Below are 15,773 nucleotides of genomic sequence, written 5' to 3'. Positions count from 1 at the left end.
TCGGCGGCATGGGCGAGGGCCCGCACCTTGCGGTGCGGGCCCTCGCTTCGCGACTCAGACTGTCGGCAAGTGCCGAAGTCAGCCGATGACGCGGATGTTCTCGGCCTGCGGGCCCTTCTGGCCCTGGGTCACGTCGAACTCGACCTGCTGACCCTCGAGCAGCTCACGGAAGCCCTGGGCAGCGATGTTCGAGTAGTGGGCGAAGACGTCCGGGCCGCCCTCGGCCTGCTCGATGAAGCCGAAGCCCTTCTCGCTGTTGAACCACTTCACGGTGCCGGTAGCCATAACCGTCTCCTCTTTCTGGGGCATCGGGACACGCACCTCGCGAGCCCCGGGTCGCCGCGATCCCCATCCGGAGACAAAACACCGGACAAAACAAATGCGCCTGTTGGTTGGTACCAGCAGGCGCACACAAACGTTCATGGGAACCAAAACTGCAACTGCCTCGACTGTAGCACGGCGGGCCGTCAACTGATCGGAAAAGTTTCCCTCGCCACAGTGCCAGTGCACCGGGTTTACCTGCACGGATGAGGGGGCATGCGGCCAGTTCACCGCATGCCCCCTGCCCTTTACTCCGGGCTACCGCCTACCCACTGCCACTCACCCTCAGTGATGACCGGCGGGCTCCCGGTCGTCCTCGTACGGGACGCCGGCCAGCGGTGCCTGGGCCCCGCGCCCTGGCATCGCGCCGTGGCCGGGCCACCAGGCGACTCGGCCGAGCAGCGCGGTCACCGACGGGGTGAAGAAGAGCGCCATCACGAAGGCCGCGACGAGGATGCCGAAGGCGATCGAGAAGCCGATCTCGCTGAACAGGACGTTGCCGGCCAGCATGAAGGTGGCGAAGGAGGCGGCCAGGATGAAGCCGGCCGCACCGACGGTCGGACCGCCGTGGCGGATCGCCTCGGCCGCCGCCTCACGCGGCGAGCGCCCCTCGGCGGCCTCCTCGCGCAGCCGGGCGACCATCAGGATGTTGTAGTCGGTGCCGATCGCCACCACGAACAGGTAGATGAAGATCGGCAGCATGAACATCAGGCCCGGCTGGTGGACCATGTGCTGGAAGATCAGGCTGGTGGCACCGAGCGTGGCGCCGAAGCCGAGACCCACCGAGGCCATCAGGTACCAGGGGGCGACCACACTGCGCAGCAGCAGGCCGAGGATCACCATGATCAGCAGGCCGGCGAGCGGGAAGACCAGCTTGTAGTCGTGCGCCATCGCCGTGTTGATGTCCTTGTTCACCGAGGTGCTACCGGAGACAAGGGCCTTGGTCCCGTCCGGGGCGTCCGTGTGGGCGGTGTTCCGGAGCTTGGTCACGGTGTCGAGGGCCGCGTTGCTGGCAGGGTCGTCCTTGAGCATGACGGTGAAGTCCGCCGTGGCGCCGTCCTTGCTGAGCTGCGGCTCGGGCAGCACCTGGGCGACGCCCGGGACCTCGGCGAGCTTGCCCGCATAGGTCTTCAGCGCCCCCTGGTCGAGCTTGGCGCCGTCGGCGGTGCTGGTCACAAGGACGTGACTCGGGTCGGCCGCACCCGCCGAGAAGGCGTCCATCATCTTGGTCTGGACGACCATGGACTCCTTGCTCTTCGGCATCGAGCCGCCGCTCAGGTCGAAGGTGCCCTTGTAGCCGAGCGCGGCCAGGGTGAGCGCGATCAGCACACCACCGGAGGCCATGGCGACCATGGCGGGACGGCGCTGCACCATCCGGCCCAGAGCGGCGAAGCGGGCGCCCTCGCGCTCCTCCATCCACTTCTTGCCGGGCCAGAACAGGGCCTTGGCGGGGATCACCGAGAGCACTGCGGGCACCAGGGTGACCGAGGCGATGGCAGTGGTGACGACGGCGATGGCGAGCGCCGGGCCGATCGACTTGAACATGCCGAGGCTGGAGAGCACCAGCACCGCGAAGGCGGCGGCGACGGCACCGGCGGCGGAGGTGATCGCCTCGCCGACCCGGCCGACCGCGTTGGCCACGGCCGTCTTGCGGTCCTCACCGGCCCGCAGCCGCTCGCGGTAGCGGAACATCAGGAAGAGGAAGTAGTCGGTACCGACACCGAGCAACACCACGAGCAGCATCGCCGACATGGTGTTGTCGGCCTTCAGGCCGAAGAACTTGGTGGCGTAGCTGATCAGGCCGTTGGCGGTCGGCGAGATCACCAGCATGATCAGCAGCAGCGGCGCCAGCGCGACCAGGACGCTGCGGAAGATGATCGCGAGGATCACCAGGATCAGCACGAAGGAGCCCATCCCGATCAGGGCGTTGGCGAGCCCTGAGGAGTCCTGCATGTCGAGCGCGGACGCCGCCGGGCCACCGACCCGGAACTTCAGCGCCGAACCGTCCGCAAGCTTGCCGCCGTCCGTGCGCAGGTCCTTGGCGACGTCGAGGTAGTCCTGCCCCTGGGTGGCCTTGTTGATCGCGACCATGGACAGCGCGTACTTGCCGTCCTTGGACATGCTCTGCGGGCCGACCGGGAGGATCTGGTCGACGTTCTTGATGTGCTCGTCGGTCAGCCCCTGGACCACCTTCTTCATGGTGGTCTGGTCGGCCGCATCCAGCTTGCCACCGTCGGCGCGCTCGAACAGCAGCAGGGCGCCGGGCGAGAAGTTGGCCGGGAATGCCTTCGCCTGCAGCTCGATGGCCTGGATGGACTCGTAGTGCTTGGGCAGGAAGGCGCTCTCGTCGTTCTGCGCCGTGACGGTCGGCGCGGTCATCAGGAGTGCGATCGCGCCGACGGCCCAGACGGCGATCACCCACCACGCCCGCCTGACGACGAATTGTCCTATTCGGTGGAACATGCTCGTAGTGCCTCCTGGGCATGGTTCACCGCAGCCCTTGGGGACGGGACATCGGGCGACGGCTGGACCGGGGCAGAGCAGAGCTCTAGCCGGTCGGCAGGTAAGTGAGTGAGTGCATCCTACGGGATGCTTACTTGCCGACCGGCAAGTGGCCCCCCGCTGGATCGTGCCCCCTGGGAGCCGAAATCCGGCCCCGGTCCATCGTGGCCTCTTGACCAACCCCGACGCCTCGTGCTCGGGGTGGAGATCCCTCCCCCTCAGGGTGGATCCATCCCCTACCCACAAGAAGGAGAACCTGTCCCTGAGGAGTAGGGAGAACCCCGGGTCTCCCCGGTTCCGCCCACCGTTCCCGCCCCTGACCTGGGCCCGGGAAACCCCGAGACCGGCCCCGGCCCCCATGCGCCATGATTCACTCCATGACCGCCTTCGACGGACCCCACGCCCGGGCCCTGCTCACCACCGCCTGCGCCGCCGCCGGGCTGCCCGACCCGGTGGACGCCCGGCTGCTGGCCCTCGGCGAGAACGCCGTCTTCGATCTGGGCGACCCCGCCGTGGTGGCCAAGGTCGGGCGCGGCCCCGAACTGACCGAGCGCGCCCGCCGCGAACTGGCCGTGGCCGACTGGCTCGGCCGGCAGGACGTACCGGTGGTCCGCCCGCACCTGCCCGAGCCGCTGGTCGCCGACGGACACCCCGTCACCTTCTGGCACCGGCTCGGCCCCGCCGTCAGGGCCGCGGCACCCACCGACCTCGCCCCGCTGCTGCGCGCCCTGCACCGGCTGCCCGACCCGCCGTTCGAGCTCGGCCGCCGCGATCTGCTGGCACCCGTGGACCGCTGGCTGGCGAGCGCGGACGGCCATATCGACCCGGCGGACGCCGCCTTCCTGCGCGAGCGCAAGGCCGGCTTCGCCACCGCGATCGCCGAGCTCACCCCGCAGCTGCCGCCCGGCGTGATCCACGGCGATGCCCTGCCGCGCAACGTCCAGCTGACCGCCGACGGGCCGGTCCTGCTCGACCTGGAGAACGTCTCCCACGACCTGCGCGAGCACGACCTGGTGGTGCTCGCCCTCAGCCACGACCGGTACGGCGTCCCCGCCGAGGACTACCTCGCCTTCACCACCACCTACGGCTGGGACGTGCGCGACTGGCCCGGCTTCGCCGTACTGCGCGGCGCCCGGGAGACCGCCAGCGCCTCCTGGGTCGCGCAGCAGGTCCCGGGCAACCAGGCTGCCCTCACCGAGTTCCGCCGCCGGGTCGCCTCGCTCCGGGACGGCGCCACCGCGGTGCGCTGGTACCCCTTCTGATCCCCCATCATCCACTTCCTCCCCTTCCGCCCCAAGGGTCGTCTCTGTACGCACCTCGAGGAACCGCACCCCGACGGCACACGTCGTACCGGTGGCTGCCCGCACTCCCCAAGGCAGCCAGTACGACGTCAGGAGCCGTCGCCATGCGGATACCCAGCCCTCGGTCACCTCTCGTCCACGCCCTCGGGTACGGCCTGGCCGTGCTGCTCGCGCCCGTCCTGCTGGCGGGCTGCAGCCCCGCCGACCCCCACGCCGCCGGACCGGCGGCGCCCGGCGCGTCCGGCTCCGCCGCCGCCACCCCGTCCGCCATGTCCTCATCCGCCGCAGCCCCACCCGCCGCATCCCCAGCCATTACGAGCGCCGCTCCGTCCGCCAGGGGCAGGACTTCCGCGGCGCCCGCCCCGACCCCGACTCCGGACCCGCCCGGCAGCACGGCGCCCGCGCCGCCACCGGCCGCCTCCGCCCCGGGCGGTACGACCTCGATCGTGTACCGTGCCGCCTCCGCCGGCCGTACCGTCGCGCTCACCTTCGACGACGGCCCGAGCCAGTACACCGGACAGATCCTCGACCTGCTCGCGCAGTACGGCGCGCACGCCACGTTCTGCCAGATCGGCCCACAGGCGTCCGCCCGGCCGGCCGTCGTGAAACGCGTCCTGGCCGAGGGGCACCGCCTCTGCGACCACACCGTCCACCACCCGCAGCCGATGCACACGCTGTCGCACGAACGGCAGGCGTACGAGATCGCGGCGGCGAAGGAGATGATCGGCGAGGCGGGCGGGCCGGGCACCGAGGTCGCCTGGTTCCGCGCACCCGGTGGGGACTTCAGCGCCGAGAACCGGCTGATCGCCGTTCAGCACGGGATGCGCCCGCTCGGCTGGTCGGTCGACACCCGCGACTGGTCCCGCCCCGGGGTCGCCTCGATCGTCGCCGCCGTACAGCACGGTCTGAGGCCCGGCGGGGTGGTACTCATGCACGACGGCGGCGGCGACCGCAGCCAGACCGTCGCGGCGCTGCGCCAACTCCTCCCCTGGCTCACCACCCACGGCTACACCTTCGACTTCCCCGCCACCTGAGCCGCCGTCTGAACCGCCGGCGCCGGGGCACGCGCACTCCGCCCACCGGCACCCCTATGCTCTCCCGGGGGGCGCCGCCAGGTCTCAGCGCAACGGCCACCGCGGATCGATGACGGCCTCGGCGTCCTTGCCCTTGCGCAACCACGCCTGGAGGCCCTCGGCCCAGGCGCGGTACCAGTCGATCTGATGTTCGTGAAGCTGTTCGACAGTCAGATCGCCCACCTGGGAGGGATAGCGCTCACCGAGGGCGACGGCGACCCGGACGGCGGCCAGTGCGTCGCTGCCCGCCTCATGGGCGTCGGCCAGCTCGACCCCGTACACCTCGCAGACGTGCTGGAGGGTGCGGGAGCCCTTGCGGTAGCGGTCCACCGAGCGGTCGATCACCAGGGCGTCCACCACCGGGCCGACGCTGCCGCCGAGGCGGTCGGCGAGGGAGCGGCGGCCGTGGCGGCGCAGCTCGGCGTCGAGCAGCGAGAGGTCGAAGGGCGCGTTGAAGGCGACCACGGGCTGCCCGAGCGCCAGCCGGTCACACAGGGCGGTGGCTATCTCCTCGACGGCCTCGGCCGCCGGGCGGCCCTGGGTGCGGACGTGCTCGTCGCTGATGCCGTGGATCGCGGCGGCCTCCGCCGGGATCGGCACCCCGGGGTTCACCAGCCAGCCGAACGATCTCTCGACCCGGCCTCCGAGGGTCTCCACCAGGGCGGCGGTGACGATCCGCGAGTGCGCCGGGTCGGTGCCCGTGGTCTCCAGGTCGAAGCCGACCAGTGGCTCCTTCCACCAGCTCATCTGGGGTGTGTCCTTCCGTCCGTTCGCCGTGGTCTGTCCCTCATCATCGCGGGTGCCTGTGACAGCCGGGCCGTGGCAGCCGGACCGTGACCGTCCGCGGACGTGCCGCGGCCCCGGCACTGGTCGTACCGGGGCTGCGGCGGGACCGGCCGGGGCGGCGGGTCAGACGGCGGCGAAGAGTCCGCGTCCGAGCCAGTCGGCGTTGTCCCTGACGCCGGGCAGCGCGAAGAAGTAGCCACCGCCGGTGGGCGAGATGTAGTCGACCAGCGGCTCGTCGATGAGCCGGGTCTGGGTGGCCTCGAACTGCCGGACCACGTCCTGCTGGTAGCAGCAGAAGGCCAGACCCATGTCGAGGTCGCCGACGCTGTCGATGCCGCGGTCGTAGTTGAAGCCGCGGCGCAGGATCCGCGAGTCGGCGGTCTTGTCGGTGCGCGGGTTGGCGAGCCGGATGTGCGCGGTCAGCGGGATGGCGTTGCCGTCCGGGTCCTTGGCGTAGTCCGGCGCGTCGGTCTCCTTGGCGCCGTCCAGCGGGGCGCCGGTGTCCTTGCGGCGGCCGAACATCTTCTCCTGCTCGGCGAGCGAGACCCGGTCCCAGAACTCGACCAGCATCCGGATGATCCTGATGACCTGGTAGCTGCCGCCGACCGCCCAGGCGGGCTCGCCCATGCCCTCGGTGACCCACACCAGCTTGTCCATCGCCCGGGAGGAGGTGGTGTCCGGGTTGGCGATGCCGTCCTTGAAGCCGAGCAGGTTGCGCTGGGCACCGTCGGGGCGGCTGGGGCTCTGGAAACCGTCGATCCGCCACTTGATCTGCATCGCGCCGCGGGTGTGCCGGGCGATGTCGCGCAGGGCGTGCAGCACGGTGTCCTGGCTCTCCGCGCAGATCTGCAGCGAGAGGTCGCCGTGCAGCTCGGCGTCGTTCAGGTTGTCGTTCGGGAAGGTCTTCATCGGCGCGAGCTTGACCGGCTTCGCCTTGGCCAGCCCGAAGCGGTCGTCGAAGAGCGAGGCGCCGACGCCCACCGTGACGGTCAGGTTGTCGGCTGGCAGCACCGGGCCGAGGATGCCGCTGTCGGAGGGCGGTGCGCCGACGCCGAGGTCCTTCGGCGTGCCGCCCCCGGTGAGGAGGCGGATCCGGTCGGTCAGGGTGTGGAACAGGTCCTCCAGCGCCTTGCGGTCCTTGGCGACGACGTCGCAGGAGACGAAGATCGCGTGGCCGGGGGCGGGCGTGGCGATGCCGGCCTGGTGCTCGCCCTGGAAGGGGACGGTCCCGGTCTTGGGCCGGTTCGGGCTGTCGGCGGTGGCCGGGGTGGCGCCGAGGGTGAGCGCACCCCCGGCGACGGCGGCGGCGCCCGCGCCCGCGCCGAGTGCGGCCTTGACGAAGCTGCGGCGGTCGGACCCGCCGAAGCCGAAGGGGCAGGAGCCGGTGACAGCGGGCTGGTCGGTCATCAGGCGGCCTTCCGGATTTCGAGCAGGGTGGGGACGTTGGCGAGGTCTTCGAGCAGCTGACCGGTGGCACCGTTCAGCTGGCGGCGGGCCGTGGGCGCGAGCTGCTCCACGGGGGTCCAGCTGCCGTCCGGACGGTGAGCGGCGTCGAGCAGGCCGTTGACCCGGATCATGCCAGCGTCGATCCCGGTCAGCAGCTCGGGTGCGCGCGACTGGAGCAGCGGTTGAAGGACCGTCAGCAGTTCCCTGGTGCCCGCGACATTGGCCTGAGCGGTCGCCAGGTTGGTGCCGCTGCCTTGGTCGGTGTCCCCGGTGAGCTCGAACTGGAGGGTGTTCTCAAGGATCTCGTGGGTGCGCAGCGGGAGGTCGGTGGGGTCGAACTTCTGGGTGGGGAAGGCCTTGCCGAGCCCGTCCACATCACTCACCAGCTGGTCGGCCACCGGGGTGAGGTCGGCGGCGCTCTGGTTGTGCCACAGGCCGTACTCCAGGCGGAGGAAGCCGGTGAAGTCCTTGTCCTGCGCCTTGTCGGCCAGGCCGTCCGGACGGCCGTCGATCTTGCCGTCGAAGTCGGCGAAGGTGCCGTAGGCAGCGCCGAGTGAGGCGTACTGGGTGTGCGCGGTGACCCAGTCGGTCCGGGCGGCGTCCAGGTTGCCCGCGTGGATGTCCGACTGCAGCTGCTGACTCTGGGTCAGCAGCGTGGCCAGGTTCTTGGTGACGTACTCCTTGTACGCGGCGAGCGGGGCGTCGAGGTCGCCCTCGGTGACCGGGACGACGGCCTTGACCTCGGTGCCGCCAGTGACGCGCACGCTCGCGGAGGTGACGGACTTTCCGCCGGTCGGGACACAGCGCCAGGCGTAGTCGCCGGAGCCTATGGTGGCGATCAGCGCGCGGGTGGTGCCGGGGGCCAGGCCCTCGATCTCGCCGTAGACGGCGCCGCTACCCGGGTTGATCAGGTAGACCTCGGAGGCCTTGCTGCCGGTGTTGTGCATCTGGAAGACCTGCCGGCCGGGCTGCGGCGCGGCGAACCCCTTGCCGCAGTCCTCCTCGGAGACCGAGACGGTGGAGCTGCCTGCCGGCTTGCCGTCGCTGACCGCGATCACGGCGCCTGCCACCACGGCGGGGACGGCGACCAGGGCGGCCGGGACCAGCCAGCGCGGACGGCCACCCTGGGCGGGAGCGCCCTTCGAGGCGCTTGGAGCCGGCTCCGAAGCCACGGGGGTCCCGGTCTCGGCGGCCTTGGTCCCAGCCGGCTTGGTCTCAGCCGCGGCCGCCTCGGCCTCAGCGGGCTTGGCCTCAGCGGGCTTGGCCTCAGCGGGCTTGGCCTCAGCGGTCATCCGGACGCCCTGGACGAAGAGCGTCATCACGATCGACAGGTACGCCACGTAGGCCAGCACCTGAATGACCGTCATGGTGACGGTCAGGTTGAGCACGCCCTGCACCAGGGTGGCGTACCAGGACGAGGCGTCGACGTGCTTGCTGACGTCGAAGGCGTACGCGGTGCCACCGCCCAGCACGCCGGACTCTTGCAGGTCGCGCAGGCCGTAGCTGAGCACGCCGGCCGCGATGACGATCAGTACCGCACCGGTCCAGGTGAAGAACCTGGTGAGGTTGATCCTCAGCACCCGGCGGTACAGCGCCCAGCAGAGCCCGGTGGCCAGTACCAGGCCGGTCGCCGCGCCGACCACCGGCCCGGTGGACTCGTTGGCGGTCTGGATGGTGCTCCACAGGAAGAGGGACGTCTCCAGACCCTCCCGGCCAACGGCCAGGAAGCTGGTGAGGATCAGCGTGCCGGCGCCCATGGCGAGCGCGGCGGTGACCTTCTCGCGGATCTCCGAGGAGAGGTTGCGCGCGGACTTGCGCATCCAGAAGACCATCGCGGTGACGAAGCAGACCGCTATCAGGCTGAGCGTGCCGCCGAAGGCCTCCTGGGCCGGACCGGAGAGCTTGGCGGCGGTGAAGGTGAGCACCGAGCCGAAGCTGAGGGCCAGTGCCACGGCGCCCGCGACCCCGGTCCAGACCTGCGACAGGCGGGCCTTCTGACCGGAGCGCACCAAGGTGGCGACCAGGATGGAAACGATCAGCCCGGCTTCCAGCCCCTCGCGTAGGCCGATGAGGAAACTGGGAAACGCGTCGTCCCACATGTCGAGGACTCTCCTCCCCGGGACCGGCCCCGGCAGTGCCTGTACTCAGAAACGACGCCCCGGACAGGAACTGTCCAGGGCGCGGACTTAGCTTAGGCGTGCCTTAGTAATGGGCGGGTCAAGCAGTCCTGGGAGAATGGCAAAACCTGAGACGGGCCCGGCTCCCGGTGCGGCGTCAGCCAGGCAGTCCCCTCAGTGCCTTGAGTCCTGGGCAGCCGGGACCATGGTGCGGACCAGCTCGAAGGTCCGCACCCGGAGGTCGAAGTCGGGGCAGACGGTGTTGATCGCGAGTTCGTCGGGAGCGTAGGCGGCGATCAGGACACCGAGCTGATCGGCCACCTCCGCGGGAACGCCGGCCAGCAGCGACATGCTGTCCGGGCTCGGCGAGGGCGCGGTGGGCCCGAGGGCGCGAAGTTCCTCCCAGGACGGGAGAGTCCGGCGGTCCGACGGGGCGGCGGCCCAGGCGAGGACGGAGCGCAGCAGCCGGACGTCCCGCGGGTCGTCCGCGCAGGCCACCCGGACGGCGATGCTGACGCGGGGGCTCACCCCGAGCGGCCCCGGACGGAAGCTCTCGCGGTACAGCTCGACGATCTCCGGCCGCAGGGTGCCGTGGGCGAACTGCGCGAGGCAGAACGGCAGCCCGTAGTGGGCGGCGAGCTGCGCACCGCCGCCACCGGCGCCGGTCAGCCACAGTTGCGGCGGAGTGGACTCGGGCAGCAGGTCCGTCCCGTCGGTGACATGTGCCACGAGGTGCTTGAGCTTCTCCTGGTAGGGCGCCCCGCCCTCCCGCGCGAGCAGCCGGGTGATCGCCTCGCCCGCGCCGGGACCGCGGCCGATGCCGAGGTCGATCCGGCCGGGGAAGAGCCGTTCCAGGAGGTTGAACGTGGTCGCCACCTTCAACGGCGCGTAGTGGGGCAGCAGTACCGAGGCGGCGCCCACCCGGATGGTGCTGGTCGCGGCGGCAGCAGCGGTGACCAGCACCTCGGGCGAGCCGCAGCCGCTGGTCGCACCGTGGTGTTCGGCGATCCAGAAGCGGTCGTACCCCAGGCGCTCGGCCGCCACGGCGAGTCGGACCGACTCCCGGGCGGCGCCGGCCGGGCCGGTCGCGCCGAAGACCGGCACCTGGTCGAATGCGGTGAGTTTCATCATCGGGCTCCCGTTCCGGCTCCCGCCACGCCTTGGTGCCCGGCGGTCTGCGCTTCGTACATCTGCGCGTACAGGCCGCCGAGGCTCATCAGTTCCTGGTGATCGCCGTCCTCGACCAGCCGGCCGCGGTCGAAGACCAGCACCCGGTCCGCGCGCAGCACGGACGAGAAGCGGTGGGCGATCAGCAGCGAGACCCGGCCGGCCGAGGCCGTGGCCAGGGTGTCGAGCAGCTCGGCCTCGGTGATGGTGTCGAGCGCTGCGGTGGGCTCGTCCATGACCCTGACGCTCGCCGAACGTGCCGTGCCCCGCGCGATGGCCAGTCGCTGCCACTGGCCGCCGGAGAACTCCACGCCGCCCGTGAACAGCTTCCCCGCCTGCGTCTGGTAGCCCTGCGGGAGGGAGGCGATGTGCTCGTGCATCCCCACCTCGCGAGCCGCGGCCTCGACCCGCCCCGCTCCCTGATCGGTCTCGTGCACCAGGCCGAGCGAGATGTTCTCGCCCACCGAGAGCTGGTACTCGACGTAGTTCTGGAAGACGTAGGAGACGCGGTCGCGCAGGCTGTCCAGCCGGAAATCGGTGAGCGGGACGCCGTCGACGACGATCGAGCCCTCGGTCGGCTCGTAGAGGCGGCCGAGGAGCTTGCCCAGGGTGGACTTCCCCGCGCCGTTGAGGCCGACGATCGCCGTCACCTGGCCCGGCTTCAGCGTGAACGAGACGTTCTCCAGGGCGCGCTGCCCGCTGCCGGGGTAGCTGAACGACACCCCGCGGAACTCGACACCGGCGACGATTTCCTGAGGGAAGGTCAACTCGCCCTGCGGGGGCGGCGTGTGTCCGAGCGCGAGGAACTCGTTCACGTTGCGCAGGTAGAGCTGGTTCACGTACATCCCGGACACCGCACCGAAGAGCTGCTGCATGCTGCCCTGCAGCATGCCGATCGCCTGGATCACCGCCAGCAGCCCGGCCACGTGCCGGGCGTCGGTGCCGATCAGGACCGCCGTGGCCTGTGCGGAGACCGTCAGCACCGCGGTCGCGATCACCATCGGGATGGCCAGGCGGAAGTTCCGGTTCGCCAGCCGCAGGTCCGCGCCGACGATCCCGGCCAGCAGTCGCCGGTGGTTGGCGAGGACCACCGGGGCGAGCCGGAAGGCCAGCACCTCCTTCATCGAGTTCGGCTGGGAGGCCAGGTGCTGCCAGTAGTTGAGCCGGCGCCGCTCCTCGGACCGGCTGTGCTCCAACGCGTGGGCACGGCGGCCCTGCAGGATCTGTGCGAGCAGGGTGGGAAACGGGGCGAGCATGGCCAGCAGCGCGACGCGGAAGTCCAGGGTCCACAGGATCGCGCCGACCGAGCCGAAGGTGACCACCTGGGTGGCCGCCTGCACCAACTGGGCGAGCATCATCCCCGGTCGGAACGCCACCTCCCGGACGGCTCGTTGCAGCGAGTCCTGCACGCTCGGGTCCTCCACCTCGGAGAGGGTGAAGAGGGTCGCGCGGCTGATGATCTCGTCGGACATGTGGGCCGAGAGCCTGCTCTGACAGCGCTGCACTGCCCGGCTCTGCAGCAGGGACAGCACCTGCGCGCCGAGGCCGAGCAGGGACAGCAGGGACAGGCAGACCAGGATGCCGCGGACCTGCGGGTCGGAGCCGCCTGCCGCGCTCAGCAGGGCCGTCGCGAGCGCTGCCGTGAGTTTGACCTGACCGGCCGGCAGGACGCCGATGACCAGCGATATCAGAGCCAGCTGCGCGGTCCCGGCGCGGTCGCCGCGCCAGGACCGGCTCAGCACGGCCAGCCCCGGTCGCGGCGCTTGTGCCAGCCGCCGGTGCCAGAGGCGCGGGTTCACCGGTTCCGCCCCGCCGTCGGCACGCCCTCGGCCGTGGCGACCCGGTCCAGCAGCCGCCGCCACATGCCGTAGGCGGCGTCCTCCCCCTCGCGCCGCAGGCCCATCCGGTTGCAGTGCATGTGGAACAGGCTGCGCAGGATGGACGTTTGATCCGACCAGAGTTCGCCGGCCGCGGCGAGCTTGGCCACCTGGGCGGCGTACCCGACTCCCTCGGACTGCCAGGCGGCCCTCACCTGCCCGAGCGCCGCGGCCTCGCCGCCGGCGGGGGCGGTGTAGCCCTGCCAGAGGCGACGCGCGACGGCCCGGTACTCCACGCCACCGGCCTGCGAGCCGGCCATCGACCGCACCAGGGCGTGCCGCTCGGCGAAGTCGGGTACCAGCACCCGGCCGACGGTTTCGAGGCTGAGCGCGGTGAGCGCGGTCCGGTCCAACGCGGTCTCACCCGCCTGTGCCGGTGAGGCGAGGTGCCGCAGCAGTGCCAGGGTCGCGGCGCTGTCCCGGCAGAACAGTCCCTCGGCCGCGTCGATCAGGTCGGGGCCGCCGTAGCGCTCGATCTCGCGGCGGTACGTCTCGAAAGTGACGTCCGTGATCCGGCCCTCGACTGCCAGGCCGTGGGCCCACTGCGCGACTTCCCCCAGCAGTGCGGCGGCCCGGGCCGGATCCGCGGCCCGGAAGCGCAACCGCAGGTGCGGGGCGGGATCGCCGTACCGGAGGTAGAACGGCTGACCCGCGAGGCGGCCCTCGGCCAGCGAGCGCGTCAGCGCCGTCACTTCCTCGAGCAGGAGGGCGTCCTGCGCGTCCTGCTCCACATAAAGTTTGGCGTAGACCCACGGCCCACCGACCGGTCGCGACCGCTCGGCTTCGGTGATCCGCCTGCGTGCGGGGGCCACTGCCCGCGGCGCCGGCGCCTGCTGTTCGCGCACCACGGGGACCACGACCTCCGCGACGAAGGGGGCATCGGCCGCATCCCGCAGGAAGCCCTCCTCCGGGCCCGGCAACGCCTCGTCGATCTGCAGCTGGAAGGCCGCCGTGTCCCGGGCCGCGGCCAGCCGGAGTTCCTCCAGCGAGGGGGCGCTCTCCAGGTCGAGCAGAATCGTGTTGTCGCCCTGTGTGAGGTAGGCGAGGCGCGGCACGTTCCACTGCTTCCGCCAAGCGGCGACGGCCGCGGTGAAGGCCGCCGACGAGCTGGTGCAGCCGGCCGGCAGCTCGGCGGCGCGGAGCAGCCAGCGTGCGCGCTTCAGCACCAGGTCCCGCCGGACGACCCGGGGCAGGAACGGCATGCTGCCGGCCAGACCGCCCCACTCGAACGACGAGACGCCGTGGAAGGCCGCCGAGGAGACGTCGAGCAGGAAGCGGCCGACGTTCGGCGCCATCAGTGGGTTGAGCATGGTGTGTTGGGTGACGTGCAGATCGCACCCGAGGACCGGGCTGTGCAGGTACAGCCGGCCCTCGCGCACGCCGACGACCACGTCCTCGAGCGCGATCACCTCATGCGCGGGCCGCCCCGGTGCCACGTTGACCGGCAGTTCCAGCGCTCGTACCGCCGGACGGACCGAGACGTTCGCGGCCCGGGCCCGCTCCGGCAGGTAGGTCAGCTCCACCACCGCGACCCCGGGCAGCAGCGCCGCCTCCGCCTCGGCCAGCTCCTCCAGGCCCCGGCGCCCCTCCGCGCCGAGCAGGTCGTGGAACCGGGCGAACGTACGGCCGCCGTGCGCCACCGCCGTGACCACCCCGCGCCAGCCGGACCCCGGCGCCGTCGGCGGCACCACCTGCAGGTGTACGTCGATCGCGGGCCTCAGCGGCCGGTCGTCGGCGAACTGCCCAAGCTCGGCGATCCACCGCTCGTCGAGGACCACCTCCAGACTGCCGCGGCTGAGAGCGTCGGCCGCGAGCCGGTGCAGGACCGCGTCCCGGCCCTCCCTGCTCGGGTCGCGCGTGGTCATCGGCTGCAGCTCGAAGGAACGCGGAGGATTCTGATAGCTGTTCGGCGCGCCCAGCCCGGTCTCCTCGGAGAGCACCTCCAGGACCGGTACCTCGGCCTGTGCGCCGTAGCGCTCGGTGAACGCCGTCGCGTAGTCGCGCAGCTGCCACGGGTACTGGTAGACGTCACCCACGGTGGCCAGGACCTCGGCGGCGTCCTCCGCCAGCGCCTGGACCTCGGCCGGCAGGACGGGCGGGGCGGGGACGTTCAGCCGGGCGTCGACCCGCAGCAGCGGTCCGGTGTAGTCCTCACTCACCCGCCGCGCCAGCGGGGCGATCTGCTCCTGGAGCGCCTCCAGGGCGGCCACGTCGCCGACGGCGTTGAACTCGGCCACCGCCGCCTCCGCGGACGTCAGCGCGGCTGTCGCGTCGCTGTCGTAGGCGGTCGCCAACCGGGCCGACAGCGGCGGCTGTTCCGACGTCTCCAGCAGGGCCGGCCGGTGCGCGGTGATCAGGAAGTCCAACTCGACCAGCTGGTCGAGAAGTGCGGTGACCTTCTCCGGCGGGACCGTCGGATACCGCTGCGTCAGCTCGTCCCGCAGCTCACCGAAGGTCTTCGGGGTGCGGGCCGACTCCAGGACGAGCTGGACGGCCGGGGACCAGCGGACGGAGGCCGAGCGTCGCGACCCCTCGCCGTACGCGTCGGCCGTTGACAGCCAGGCCCGGCCTCGGCCACGGTGGATCAGGTCGTTGGCCCGGAGCTCCAGTTCGGTCCGGACCTGCGGCGCGCCGGTGACCGCCTTGAACAGGTGCAGCACCCAGCCCATGTCCGGTCTGGCCACGGCCGTGCTGATCGCGGGAACGCCGAGCCGGGCGGGCGCAGCGGCGGAGTCCGTTCCGCCGAACGTGCCCACCGCGACACCGGCCACCGTGCTCAACGGGGTCGCCCGCATGCTCATCCGGTTCAGGTACCGGCCCAGGCTCATCATCATCCGTCGCTGGTCCCGGGCCGAGAGCGTGTCGATACCCGCCACGGCCCGGGCCAGGTCCGGCGCCGCCAGCGAGATCGCCGAGCGGACCCCGGGCCTCGCCCACAGCTCCAGCAGACCTTGCAGATAGCGGGCCTCCCACCCCGACGGGTCCGCGCCCGCCGGCCCCGTTCCGGCGGCCAGCAGGCTGGTCAGCTCCCGGGTCGGCAGGCCCGGTGCGCGGAGCAGGAAGAAGTCCCGTGCAACGTAGTCGCGGCTTCTCCCGGACTTCCGGTCGCTGATCTCGGCGTTCCGACGGGTCACGCTCATTCCTTAGCTGTGCTTGGGAAACGCTGTTACGAGGTAAGGCAGT

The 15,773-nt window shown here is 71.5% G+C and carries 10 protein-coding genes; 2 read left to right on the top strand and 8 right to left on the bottom strand.

Annotation, left to right across the window (positions count from 1 at the left end; translation table 11 throughout):
• Positions 1-78: 78 nt before the first annotated feature.
• Complete coding sequence (locus tag ACWDAK_RS02785; protein ID WP_153460276.1) at positions 79-285, bottom strand: cold-shock protein; 207 nt, start codon at positions 283-285, stop codon at positions 79-81.
• A 321-nt stretch (positions 286-606) separates the two neighbouring features.
• The gene (locus ACWDAK_RS02780; RefSeq protein ID WP_344636496.1) at positions 607-2,784 is read right to left on the bottom strand and encodes an MMPL family transporter; all 2,178 of its coding nucleotides are present in this window, start codon (positions 2,782-2,784) and stop codon (positions 607-609) included.
• 416 nt (positions 2,785-3,200) lie between these two features.
• Here ACWDAK_RS02780 and ACWDAK_RS02775 point away from each other — a divergent pair, with 416 nt between their 5' ends.
• Positions 3,201-4,085, top strand: a complete 885-nt coding sequence (locus ACWDAK_RS02775) for a phosphotransferase enzyme family protein (RefSeq protein ID WP_427393153.1) — start codon at positions 3,201-3,203, stop codon at positions 4,083-4,085.
• 143 nt (positions 4,086-4,228) lie between these two features.
• A complete protein-coding gene (locus ACWDAK_RS02770) occupies positions 4,229-5,158 on the top strand; it encodes a polysaccharide deacetylase family protein (RefSeq protein WP_427393154.1) in 930 nt (309 codons plus the stop codon).
• Positions 5,159-5,242: 84 nt separating this feature from the next.
• Here the strand turns inward: ACWDAK_RS02770 and ACWDAK_RS02765 are convergent, their stop codons facing one another.
• From ACWDAK_RS02765 to ACWDAK_RS02740, 6 genes are all read right to left on the bottom strand, one after another.
• Positions 5,243-5,944 (bottom strand): exonuclease domain-containing protein, encoded by a 702-nt coding sequence (locus ACWDAK_RS02765; RefSeq protein WP_344636499.1) that lies wholly within the window; start codon positions 5,942-5,944, stop codon positions 5,243-5,245.
• A gap of 162 nt (positions 5,945-6,106) precedes the next feature.
• Positions 6,107-7,390 carry an iron uptake transporter deferrochelatase/peroxidase subunit gene (gene efeB / locus ACWDAK_RS02760; protein WP_427393155.1) on the bottom strand — a complete coding sequence of 428 codons (1,284 nt, stop codon included), beginning with the start codon at positions 7,388-7,390 and terminating at the stop codon, positions 6,107-6,109.
• Positions 7,390-9,528, bottom strand: coding sequence for an iron uptake transporter permease EfeU (gene efeU, locus ACWDAK_RS02755; protein WP_427393156.1), 2,139 nt, complete (start codon positions 9,526-9,528; stop codon positions 7,390-7,392). Before efeU ends, efeB begins: the two co-directional genes overlap by 1 nt.
• Before the next feature lie 192 nt (positions 9,529-9,720).
• Positions 9,721-10,674, bottom strand: coding sequence for an MsnO8 family LLM class oxidoreductase (locus ACWDAK_RS02750; RefSeq protein ID WP_344636502.1), 954 nt, complete (start codon positions 10,672-10,674; stop codon positions 9,721-9,723).
• Positions 10,674-12,512 (bottom strand): ABC transporter ATP-binding protein, encoded by a 1,839-nt coding sequence (locus ACWDAK_RS02745; protein ID WP_344636503.1) that lies wholly within the window; start codon positions 12,510-12,512, stop codon positions 10,674-10,676. The genes ACWDAK_RS02750 and ACWDAK_RS02745 overlap by 1 nt, the downstream gene beginning before the upstream one ends.
• Entirely contained in the window at positions 12,509-15,724 is a 3,216-nt protein-coding gene (locus ACWDAK_RS02740; RefSeq protein ID WP_427393157.1) for a lantibiotic dehydratase, read from the bottom strand. The genes ACWDAK_RS02745 and ACWDAK_RS02740 overlap by 4 nt, the downstream gene beginning before the upstream one ends.
• Between the last annotated feature and the right edge of the window lie 49 nt (positions 15,725-15,773).

Source organism: Kitasatospora sp. NPDC001175 (assembly GCF_053598215.1).
The sequence above is the reverse complement of the archived record's forward strand: the minus strand, read 5'-3'. Positions and strand labels throughout refer to the sequence as shown.

What these genes read in the sequence shown, in the direction of transcription:
- ACWDAK_RS02770 (WP_427393154.1), top strand. Translation starts at nt 4,229, where the DNA reads ATGCGGATACCCAGCCCTCGGTCACCTCTCGTCCACGCCCTCGGGTAC.
- ACWDAK_RS02765 (WP_344636499.1), bottom strand. Translation starts at nt 5,944, where the DNA reads ATGAGCTGGTGGAAGGAGCCACTGGTCGGCTTCGACCTGGAGACCACG.
- efeB (WP_427393155.1), bottom strand. Translation starts at nt 7,390, where the DNA reads ATGACCGACCAGCCCGCTGTCACCGGCTCCTGCCCCTTCGGCTTCGGC.
- efeU (WP_427393156.1), bottom strand. Translation starts at nt 9,528, where the DNA reads ATGTGGGACGACGCGTTTCCCAGTTTCCTCATCGGCCTACGCGAGGGG.
- ACWDAK_RS02780 (WP_344636496.1), bottom strand. Translation starts at nt 2,784, where the DNA reads ATGTTCCACCGAATAGGACAATTCGTCGTCAGGCGGGCGTGGTGGGTG.
- ACWDAK_RS02750 (WP_344636502.1), bottom strand. Translation starts at nt 10,674, where the DNA reads ATGAAACTCACCGCATTCGACCAGGTGCCGGTCTTCGGCGCGACCGGC.
- ACWDAK_RS02785 (WP_153460276.1), bottom strand. Translation starts at nt 285, where the DNA reads ATGGCTACCGGCACCGTGAAGTGGTTCAACAGCGAGAAGGGCTTCGGC.
- ACWDAK_RS02775 (WP_427393153.1), top strand. Translation starts at nt 3,201, where the DNA reads ATGACCGCCTTCGACGGACCCCACGCCCGGGCCCTGCTCACCACCGCC.